The following is a 9,571-nucleotide window of genomic DNA, read 5'->3' on the forward strand; positions in this document are numbered from 1 at the left end:
GGTCATATGATAAGCATGAAAGATCGCTGATGCCAAGACGAATCTGAGCTGGAGAGCAAGTTGTCAAAACCCGAGATCCTGGCCGTGGCCAAGCTGTGGCCGCCCTATGTGGACGCGCTGCGCGAAGCCTTCGTTCTGCACGACCGGCTGCACCAGGAGGATCCGGCGCGCTTCGCCGAAGTCGCGCCGCGCATCCGCGGCATCGCGGCCAGCGGCGAGTCCAAGGTCTCGCGCGAGCTGATCGCGCAGCTGCCTGCGCTCGAGGTCATCTCGGTGTTCGGCGTAGGCTACGACGGGGTCGACGTGGCGGCGGCGCGCGAGCGCGGCATCGCCGTCACACACACGCCCGACGTGCTGACCGACGACGTGGCCGACCTCGGCATGGCGCTGCTGATGGCTATCGCGCGCCGCGTGCCGCAGGCCGACCGCTACGTGCGCGAAGGGCGCTGGGAGTCCGGACCGATGCCGCTGGCGCGCAAGGTCAGCGGCGCGCGCTTAGGGATCGTGGGCCTGGGCCGCATCGGCCAGGCCATCGCGCGGCGCGCCGAAGGCTTCGGCATGGCCATCGCCTACACAGCGCGCCACGAGAAGCCCGCCAGCGGCTACCTCTACTACCCGAGTCCCCGCGCCCTGGCGGCCGAGGTCGACTTCCTGATGGTGATCACGCCGGGCGGCGAGGGCACGCGCGGCCTGATCGGCGCCGAGGTGCTGGCCGCCCTGGGGCCCAAGGGCTACCTGATCAACGTGGCGCGCGGCTCGGTGGTCGACCAGCCGGCGCTGGTGCGCGCGCTGCAGCAGGGCCAGATCGCCGGCGCCGCGCTCGACGTGTTCGCCGATGAGCCCCATGTGCCGCCCGAGCTGCGCGAGCGCGAGGACGTGGTGCTCACCCCGCACATGGCCAGCGCGACCTGGGAGACCCGGCGCGCCATGGCCGACCTGGCCCTGGGCAATCTGCAGGCGCATTTCGCGGGCCGGCCGGTGCTGACCCCGGTGCCGGCCTGAGGCGGGGCAGGGGGCCGGTGATGGAGATGCCTGTGATCAAGAACGTGCACGGCAGCACGGTCGACCTGCTGGGCGAGGCCATCGTCGCCGGCCGCTACGCCGTGGACGGCGTGATCCCCCCCGAGCCCACGCTGTGCGCCGAGCTCGGCGTGAGCCGCACCGTGGTGCGCGAGGCGATCAAGTCCCTGGTCGCCAAGGGCCTGGTCCACACCGGCCCCAAGGTCGGCACGCGCGTGCTGCCGTCCGAGCAGTGGAACTGGTTCGACCCCGATGTCGTCGCTTGGCAGTCCAAGGTCGGCCTGTCGCACGAGTTCGTGCGCGACCTGCAGGAGCTGCGCCGCGTGGTCGAGCCCGCCGCCGTCAAGCTCGCGGCGCAGCGCGCCACGGCCGAGGACCTGGCCGGCATCGAGCAGGCCTTCGCCGGCATGAAGCTGGCCGTGACCAAGGGTGGCGACTACATCACGCACGACCTGCGCTTCCACCAGGGCCTGCTGCGCGCCTCGCACAACCGCATGCTGGTGCAGATGAGCAAGGCGCTGAGCGCGCTGCTGCGCACCAGCTTCGAGATTTCCACCAGCAAGAAGGACGGCCCGCGCCACTCGCTGCCGCTGCACCGCGAGGTGCTCGACGCCGTGCTGGCGCGCGACCCGGAGCGCGCCGAGCGCGCCATCCTGGTGCTGATCGACGGCGCGCACGAGGACATGGCCCATGTGCTCGCCGCGCGCCGCCGCCTGCCGCGCCTGGACCGGCCCGGCTCGCGCCTGAAGGCGCGTGCGGGCTGAATCCCGTTTCGCTTCGCTGTTTCATCCCTGTCCACAACCAATCGAGGAGACTTTTTGATGAAGACCAAGCTGTTCGTGACTTCCGCGCTGATGGGCGCGGCGCTGCTGGCCGCAGGCCCGGCGGCGGCGCAGGAGAAGCTCACCGTCTGGTGGGTCAAGGGCTTCTACAAGGCCGAGGACGAGGCGCTGTTCGCGGCCATCAAGAAGTTCGAGGAAAAGAACAAGGGCATCAAGATCGAGCTCTCGCAGTACCCGATCCAGGACATGATTCCCAAGACCGTGGCGGCGCTCGACTCGGGCAATCCGCCCGACGTGGCCTACGCCGATGTCTACGACTTCCAGGTCACGGCCAAGTGGGCCTACGACGACAAGCTCGAAGACATCTCCAGCGTGATCGATCCGCTGCGCGCCAAGTTCGAGCCGGCGGCGCTGTCGACCACCTTCCTGTACGACAACGTGGCGCAGAAACGCGCCTACTACGCCTTCCCGATCAAGCAGCAGACCATGCACATCCAGTACTGGAAGGACATGCTGGCCGACGCGGGCTTCAAGGAAGGCGACATTCCCAAGGACTGGAAGGGCTACTGGAGCTTCTGGTGCGAGAAGGTGCAGCCGGCCTACCGCCAGAAGACCGGCCAGCGCGGCTTCGGCACCGGTTTCCCCATGGGTGTGGACTCGAGCGACTCGTTCTACTCGTTCCTGACCTTCATGGACGCCTACAACGTCAAGCTGGTCAACGACTCCGGCAAGCTGCTGGTGGACGACCCGGCCGTGCGCCAGGGCCTGATCGGCGCCATGACCGACTACACCTATGTCTACGGCAAGGGCTGCACGCCGCCCTCGTCGACCAGCTGGAAGGACCCGGACAACAACGTCGCCTTCCACAACAAGACCACGGTGCTGACCCACAACGCGACCATCTCGATCGCCGCCAAGTGGCTGGACGACATGAACAATGCCGCCCTGACGCAGGCGCAGCGCGACGCCGCGAAGGCGAACTACAACGAGAAGATCGCCACGGCGGGCTTTCCCAACAAGCCCGATGGCAGCAAGATGGTCTACCGCGCCGCGGTCAAGACCGGCGTGATCTTCAAGCAGTCGAAGAACAAGGCGGCCGCCAAGAAGTTCGTGGCCTTCATGCTCGACGACGCCAACCTGACGCCCTATGTCGAAGGCTCGCTGGGCCGCTGGTTCCCGGTCACCAAGGCCGCGCAGCAAAGCCCGTTCTGGAAGGGCGACCCGCACCGCCTGGCGGTCTACAACCAGTTCATGAACGGCACCACGCCCTTCGAGTTCACCAAGAACTACAAGTTCACCGTGCTGAACAACGAGAACGTCTGGGCCAAGGCCATGAACCGCATCCTCAACGAGAAGGTGCCGGTGGACAAGGCGGTCGACGAGATGATCGATCGCATCAAGACCGTCGCAGGCTCCTGACCTGAACGAACCGCGCCCGCCCGCGGCGGGCGCGGTCACCCCTTTTCTTGCCAAGATCCAACATGTCCAACGCAAGCATGGCTTTGCCGGCCGCCGCCGCACCCGCCGCCCGGACCTCCAGCCAGTGGGAGTTCTGGGGCCGCGTGCTGGTCGTGCCCTACCTGCTGGTCTTCCTGGTCTTCGTGCTCTACCCGGTGGGCTACGGCCTGTGGCTGGCGCGCCACCCGGAGAGCTATACCAAGCTGTTCGACGACCCGATCTTCTTCCGCACCGCGATCAACACCGTGGTCTTCATCGTGGTGGCGATCAACCTCAAGATGGCCGTCGCCATGGTCTTGTCGGGCTTTTTCGTGCAGGTGCGCTGGTGGATCAAGATCCTGTCTCTGGTCTTCATCCTGCCCTGGGCCGTGCCCTCGATCCCGACCATCCTCTCGGTGCGCTTCATGCTCAACCCCGAGTGGGGCGTGATCAACTCGCTGATCTTCCGCTTGACTGGCCTCGATGGCCCGAACTGGCTCAACGACCCGACGCTGGCCCTGTGCTTCTCCATGCTGATGCACATCTGGAAGTCGCTGCCGTTCTGGACCCTGATCCTGGTCGCGGGCCGCCTGGCCATCCCCTCCGAGCAGTACGAGGCGGCCTCGGTGGACGGCGCCACGAGCTGGCAGAAGTTCCGCTTCATCACCTGGCCGTCGATGCGCACGCTCTACCTGACCTCGACCATCCTGTCCATGATCTGGACGCTGGGCGACTTCAACAGCGTCTACCTGCTCACGGGTGGCGGGCCGGCCGACCTGACCCATGTGCTGGCCACCCTGGGCATACGCTACCTGCGGTTGGACCAGGTCGACCTGGCCATGGCCTCCATCGTGGTGGCGCTGCCGCTGGTGCTGCCCCTGGTGTATTTCATGATGAAGCGTCTCTCGAGATAAGGCGGGCCAGATGAAACGAATGAGCATGAAGCGCGTGGCCACCGAGGCCAAGCTGCTGCTGATTGGCATCCCGGTGCTGCTGTGGACGCTGATCCCGATCTACCACCTGGTCCTGTTCGCGATCTCGCCGCGCGACTCGGCCACCTCGGGCAAGCTCTGGCCGGACCAGCCGACGCTGCAGAACTTCGACTTCGTGTTCCACCAGAAGCATTTCTACCTCGACCACTTCTGGAAACAGATGGCCAACTCGCTGCTGATCGCGCTCTCGGTGGGCGTGCTGACCCTGGTCGTCTCGACCTGCGCGGCCTTCGCGATCAGCCGCCTCAAGGTGCGCGGCGGCCGCACGGTGATGAACCTGGCGCTGTTCACCTACTTCATCCCGGCCGCCTTCCTGGCCGTGCCCATGTACAAGACCATGGGGGTGTACGGCCTGCTCAACAGCCAGTGGTCGCTGATCCTGGCCATGGTGACCATCGCCTCGCCCTATTGCATCTGGGTGCTCAAGCAGGCCTCGGACAAGCTGCCGTTCGAGCTCGACGAGGCCGCGCGCATCGACGGCGCCTCGCCGCTGCAGCTGTTCCGCCTGGTCTACCTGCCGCTGATGGTGCCGTCTCTGGTGGCCGTGGGCACCTACTCGCTGCTGCTGGCGTGGAACGAATACCTCTACGCCTTCCTGCTGCTGTCCAACGATACCAGCGTGACCCTGGCCGTGGCCCTGGGCAACTTCCTCTCGGCCGACGACTCGCCCTGGGAGCTGCTGATGACCACCGGCCTGATCTACGCGCTGCCGCCGGCCGCGATCTACTACGCCTTCAAGCGCTACATGGTCTCGGGCCTGACGGCCGGCGCCGTGAAGAGCTGATCCCCGAGGAAAACCGACATATGGCAACCGTCTCCTTTCGCGACATCAAGAAATCCTTCGGCAAGGTCGACATCATCCACGGCATCAGCTTCGACATCGCCGACGGCGAGTTCGTGGTGCTGGTCGGCCCCTCGGGCTGCGGCAAGTCCACGCTGCTGCGCATGCTGGCCGGGCTGGAGGAGATCTCCGGCGGCAACATCCACATCGACGGCAAGGTGGTCAACGAGCTCGAGGCCAAGGACCGCGACATCGCCATGGTGTTCCAGAGCTACGCGCTCTACCCGCACATGACGGTGCGCGAGAACATGGCGTTCAGCCTGCGCCTGCGCAAGGCCGACGCCGCGCTGACGCAGGAGCGCGTGGCCCACGCGGCGCGCATCCTCAACCTGGACCAGCTGCTCGAGCGCTACCCGCGCGAGCTCTCGGGCGGCCAGCGCCAGCGCGTGGCCATGGGCCGCGCCATCGTGCGCGACCCCAAGGTCTTCCTGTTCGACGAGCCGCTGTCCAACCTGGACGCCAAGCTGCGCGTCGCCATGCGCGCCGAGATCAAGGACCTGCACCAGCGCCTGAAGACCACCACGGTCTACGTCACGCACGACCAGATCGAGGCCATGACCATGGCCGACCGCATCGTCGTCATGCACGACGGCATCGTCGAGCAGATCGGCACGCCGCTGGAGCTGTTCGACCGCCCGGGCAACCTGTTCGTGGCCCAGTTCATCGGCTCGCCGGCCATGAACGTGCTCAAGGGAACGCTGCGCCTGGCCGACGGCCAGCACTGGGTCGAGGCCGAGGGCTGCCGCTGGCCGGTGCCGGCCGTGGCGGGCGGCCGCGACGGCCAGGGCGTGCACTTCGGCGTGCGGCCCAGCGATCTCAGCCTGTCTCAAACCGGCGAGGGCGTGGCGGCCAAGGTGGTGGTGGTCGAGCCCACCGGCGCCGAGACCGAGCTGCTGCTGCAGGTCGGCGACAGCAAGCTGGTGCTGGTGATGCACGGGCGCACCGGCGCCCAGCCCGACGACACCGTCCACCTGCGCATGGAGGCCGCCAAGGCCCATGTGTTCGACGGCGAGAGCGGCCAGCGCCTGAACTGAACATGATTACCGCGCAAAGCTTCCGGCTCGACGGCCGCCTGGCCCTGGTCACCGGCTCGTCGGCCGGCATTGGCCTGGCGCTGGCGCGCGCCCTGGGCCAGGCCGGCGCCGCGCTGGTGCTCAACGGCCGCGACGAAGCCAAGCTCGCCCTTGCCGCCGAGGCGCTGCGCGCCGAAGGGCTCACGGTGCATGCGCGCGCCTTCGACGTGACGCAGGCCGAGGCGGTGCAGGCCGCGGTCCAGGCCATCGAGCGCGAGCTCGGCCCGATCGAGGTCCTGGTCAACAACGCCGGCATGCAGCGCCGCGCGCCGCTGCAGGACTTCCCGCTGGCGCAATGGCAGCAGCTGCAGCAGACCAACGTGGACAGCGTGTTCCTGGTCGGCCAGGCCGTGGCGCGCCACATGATCCCGCGCGGACGCGGCCGCATCATCAACGTCTGCTCTGTGCAGAGCGAGCTGGGGCGCCCCGGCATCGCGCCCTACATGGCGAGCAAGGGCGCGGTCAAGATGCTGACCAAGGGCATGGCCATCGATTGGGGCCCGCTGGGCCTCAACGTCAACGGCCTGGGCCCGGGCTACTTCAAGACCGAGCTGACCGAGAAGCTGGTGCACGACGAGGCCTTCAGCGCCTGGCTCACCGGCCGCACGCCGAGCCGCCGCTGGGGCGAGGTCGAGGAGCTGGGCGGCGCTGCCGTGTTCCTGGCCAGCGACGCCTCGGCCTTCGTCAACGGCCACATCCTCTACGTCGACGGCGGCGTGACCGCTCAGCTCTGAAATGGCCCCCACGCTCGGCACTTCGTGTCCTCGCTGCCCCCCGAGGGGGCCCAACCCTCCTTGGTGCGGCCCGGCGGAGGGTTGAGCTCGCACTTACCCCAGTTTTTTGGAGAACGCCATGCGTGCCCTGGTCTGCCACGCCCCTCAGGATCTGCGTCTCGACGACTTCGATGCCGGCCGGCCCGGCCCGGGCGAGCTAGCCGTGCGGGTCGCCTACGGCGGCATCTGCGGCTCCGACCTGCATTACTACCAGCACGGCGGCTTCGGCACCGTGCGCATCCGCGAACCCCTGGTGCTGGGGCACGAGGTCTCGGGCGTGGTCGACGCGCTGGGCGAGGGCGTGACGGGCTTTCGCGTCGGCCAGCGCGTGGCGATCTCGCCCTCCCGCCCCTGCGGCCAGTGCCGCTACTGCCAGCAGGGCCTGCACAACCACTGCCTGGACATGCGTTTCTACGGCAGCGCGATGCGCTTTCCGCATATCCAGGGGGCGTTCCGCGAGCGCCTGGTGATCCAGGCCGCGCAGGCGCACCCGATCGCGAACCGGCTGCCGCTGGCGCAGGCCGCGCTGGCCGAGCCGCTTTCGGTGGGCCTGCACGCGATCCAGCGCGCCGGCAGCGTGTTCGGCCAGCAGGTGCTGGTGACCGGCTGCGGGCCGATCGGCGCGCTGCTGATCGCCGCGCTGCGCCGCGCCGGCGCGGCACGCATCGTGGCGGCCGACATCGCCGAGTTGCCGCTGGCGACCGCGCGCCGCATGGGCGCCGACGAGACGCTGAACCTCGCCCAGGACCCGCAGGCCCTGGCGCCCTACGCGGCGGACAAGGGCGCCTTCGACGCCATGTTCGAGGCCTCGGGCAGCGACAAGGCGCTGCGCGCCGGCCTGGACGTGGTGCGCCCGCGCGGCGTCATCGTCAGCGTGGGCCTGGGCGGCGAGGTGGCCCTGCCCATGAACCAGGTCGTGGCCAAGGAGCTCGAGCTGCGCGGCACCTTCCGCTTTCACGCCGAGTTCGGCGTCGCCGTGCGATTTCTTAACGAGGGCCTGGTCGACGGCAGCCCGGTCATCTCGCACATCCTGGGCCTGGCACAGGCGACGGACGCCTTCCGGCTCGCGGCGGACAAGGGACAGGCCATGAAGGTGCAGATCGACTTCGGCGCCACCACAGGATGATGGCCGGGCGATACTCGGCTGTTTTCGCCTCACGGAGAACCCCTTGACCAGCTTCAGCAAAGTCATTCTCTTCACCGACAGCGACGGCCGCGCGCGTTTTCGCGAGGAGGCCCTGCCGCTCACCGAGGGCACGCCGCAGTCCCGGCTCTCGGCCGTCTTTGCCTCGGGCGGCTACCAGCTGCGCGAGAGCCCGCTGGGTTTTCGCAGCCAGTTCCACTGCACCGGCAGCCCGCAATGGGTGTTCATCCTGGGCGGCCAGATGGAGATCGGCCTGCAGGACGGCAGCTCGCGCGTGTTCGGGCCGGGCCAGCATTTCTACTCGGCCGACACCCTGCCCGAGGGGGCGGCTTTTGACCCCGCCGTGCACGGCCACTGGAGCCGCCAGGTCGGCCCCGACCCGCTGGTGACGCTGTTCGTGCGCGGCTGAGCGCGGGAGGGCTCCTGGAATTCACTCCCTCTCCCTCTGGGAGAGGGCGGGGGTGAGGGCAGGCCTGCCTTCAGCCCGCGCGGTTGCCGTTCGGCGGCAGCCTCAGCCGCAGCAGCGCGCGCACGAAGCCGTGGTCCGAGCGGCTGCGGTCGCGCCCCTCGTGCAGGTGGTCGTTGAACACCTCCACGCGCCGCACGTCGCCGATCTGGAAGCGGCTGCCGGGCACGAATTCCTCGCTGACCAGCACCTGGTCCAGCACCTCGGGGTAGCCCTGGTAGATGTGGGAGTAGGCCACGTCGCGCCGCAGCGCGGCCGCGCCCTGGACCTCCCAGGCGTTGAACAGCGCCACGTCGCGCGCCGCCTTGTCGTAGGCGATCTCGGCCGTGGCCGCGATCAGCTGCGTGGTCACGCTGTGCGGGCCGTCGTTGAAGTCGCCCAGCAGCACCAGCGGCAGCTGGGTGTGGCGCAGGTGCGCTATCACCAGGTGGCGCAGCGCCACGGCCTCGGCCGCGCGCATCATCAGGGAGCGCAGCGAGGCCAGGGCCTGCACGGCAGGGTCGTCCGGGTCCTCCAGCGGCTCGCCCGCCTCGTCCTGCAGGAACTTGGGCCGCTTGGACTTGAGGTGGGTGGTGATCACCTGCAGCGGCTGGCCGTGCTTCATGCGCAGCCGCGCCGAGAGCAGGGGGCGCTCGTAGCGCGCGTGCGGGCCCAGGCCAGGCACCTCGACCACGCAGGCCGGGGGGAATTCGGCGATAGTGTCCACCTGCTCGACCTTGAGCCGTGTTGCCAGGCCCACGCGCGGCGTGCCCTGGGCGCCGTCGGCGCCATCGTGGTTCTCCGCGCCGGGTGCGGCGATGTAGTCGTAGCGCAGGCCGCTGCGGTGCACCGCGCCCTTGAAGGCGGCCTCGTCCCAGATCTCCTGCGCCGCCAGGATGTCGGCGTTCAGGGTCTGGAAGCGCCCGCCCAGCCAGGCCAGCTTGCGCTCGAACTCGCGCGCCGAGTAGGGCTCCTGGGTCGGGTAGAACGGCCGCCCCGGGTTGGCCAGGTTCAGCAGGTTGCAGGTGGCCACCGTGAGGGTGGCCCACGCGGGGGGCGTGGCC

General features: G+C 68.7%; 10 protein-coding genes. 9 read left to right on the forward strand and 1 reads right to left on the reverse strand.

The window, feature by feature from the left end:
• Window positions 1-60: 60 nt before the first annotated feature.
• From FFS10_RS18095 to FFS10_RS18135, 9 genes are all read left to right on the forward strand, one after another.
• Complete coding sequence (locus FFS10_RS18095) at window positions 61-1,002, forward strand: 2-hydroxyacid dehydrogenase (RefSeq protein WP_137895875.1); 942 nt, start codon at window positions 61-63, stop codon at window positions 1,000-1,002.
• 32 nt (window positions 1,003-1,034) lie between these two features.
• A complete protein-coding gene (locus FFS10_RS18100; protein WP_137895884.1) occupies window positions 1,035-1,784 on the forward strand; it encodes a FadR/GntR family transcriptional regulator in 750 nt (249 codons plus the stop codon).
• Between the two features lie 57 nt (window positions 1,785-1,841).
• Entirely contained in the window at window positions 1,842-3,221 is a 1,380-nt protein-coding gene (locus FFS10_RS18105; RefSeq protein WP_137895876.1) for an ABC transporter substrate-binding protein, read from the forward strand.
• 77 nt (window positions 3,222-3,298) lie between these two features.
• Window positions 3,299-4,153, forward strand: coding sequence for a carbohydrate ABC transporter permease (locus tag FFS10_RS18110; RefSeq protein WP_502702888.1), 855 nt, complete (start codon window positions 3,299-3,301; stop codon window positions 4,151-4,153).
• Window positions 4,154-4,163: 10 nt separating this feature from the next.
• Window positions 4,164-5,015, forward strand: coding sequence for a carbohydrate ABC transporter permease (locus tag FFS10_RS18115; RefSeq protein ID WP_137895878.1), 852 nt, complete (start codon window positions 4,164-4,166; stop codon window positions 5,013-5,015).
• A gap of 20 nt (window positions 5,016-5,035) precedes the next feature.
• Window positions 5,036-6,106, forward strand: a complete 1,071-nt coding sequence (locus tag FFS10_RS18120; RefSeq protein WP_137895879.1) for an ABC transporter ATP-binding protein — start codon at window positions 5,036-5,038, stop codon at window positions 6,104-6,106.
• Window positions 6,107-6,108: 2 nt separating this feature from the next.
• On the forward strand, window positions 6,109-6,879 hold the full coding sequence (locus tag FFS10_RS18125; protein WP_137895880.1) for an SDR family oxidoreductase: 771 nt from the start codon (window positions 6,109-6,111) through the stop codon (window positions 6,877-6,879).
• Window positions 6,880-6,997: 118 nt separating this feature from the next.
• Complete coding sequence (locus FFS10_RS18130) at window positions 6,998-8,044, forward strand: L-idonate 5-dehydrogenase (RefSeq protein ID WP_137895881.1); 1,047 nt, start codon at window positions 6,998-7,000, stop codon at window positions 8,042-8,044.
• A 43-nt stretch (window positions 8,045-8,087) separates the two neighbouring features.
• Window positions 8,088-8,471, forward strand: coding sequence for a cupin domain-containing protein (locus FFS10_RS18135; RefSeq protein WP_137895882.1), 384 nt, complete (start codon window positions 8,088-8,090; stop codon window positions 8,469-8,471).
• A 70-nt stretch (window positions 8,472-8,541) separates the two neighbouring features.
• Here FFS10_RS18135 and FFS10_RS18140 read toward each other — a convergent pair.
• On the reverse strand, window positions 8,542-9,571 hold a 1,030-nt coding region (locus FFS10_RS18140), incomplete at its 5' end, for an endonuclease/exonuclease/phosphatase family protein (RefSeq protein WP_137895883.1).

It is taken from the genome of Ramlibacter sp. 2FC (genome assembly GCF_005503345.1).
GTDB lineage: Bacteria > Pseudomonadota > Gammaproteobacteria > Burkholderiales > Burkholderiaceae_C > SCMQ01.

What these genes read in the sequence shown, in the direction of transcription:
- FFS10_RS18105 (WP_137895876.1), top strand. Translation starts at nt 1,842, where the DNA reads ATGAAGACCAAGCTGTTCGTGACTTCCGCGCTGATGGGCGCGGCGCTG.
- FFS10_RS18115 (WP_137895878.1), top strand. Translation starts at nt 4,164, where the DNA reads ATGAAACGAATGAGCATGAAGCGCGTGGCCACCGAGGCCAAGCTGCTG.
- FFS10_RS18125 (WP_137895880.1), top strand. Translation starts at nt 6,109, where the DNA reads ATGATTACCGCGCAAAGCTTCCGGCTCGACGGCCGCCTGGCCCTGGTC.
- FFS10_RS18120 (WP_137895879.1), top strand. Translation starts at nt 5,036, where the DNA reads ATGGCAACCGTCTCCTTTCGCGACATCAAGAAATCCTTCGGCAAGGTC.
- FFS10_RS18130 (WP_137895881.1), top strand. Translation starts at nt 6,998, where the DNA reads ATGCGTGCCCTGGTCTGCCACGCCCCTCAGGATCTGCGTCTCGACGAC.
- FFS10_RS18110 (WP_502702888.1), top strand. Translation starts at nt 3,299, where the DNA reads ATGGCTTTGCCGGCCGCCGCCGCACCCGCCGCCCGGACCTCCAGCCAG.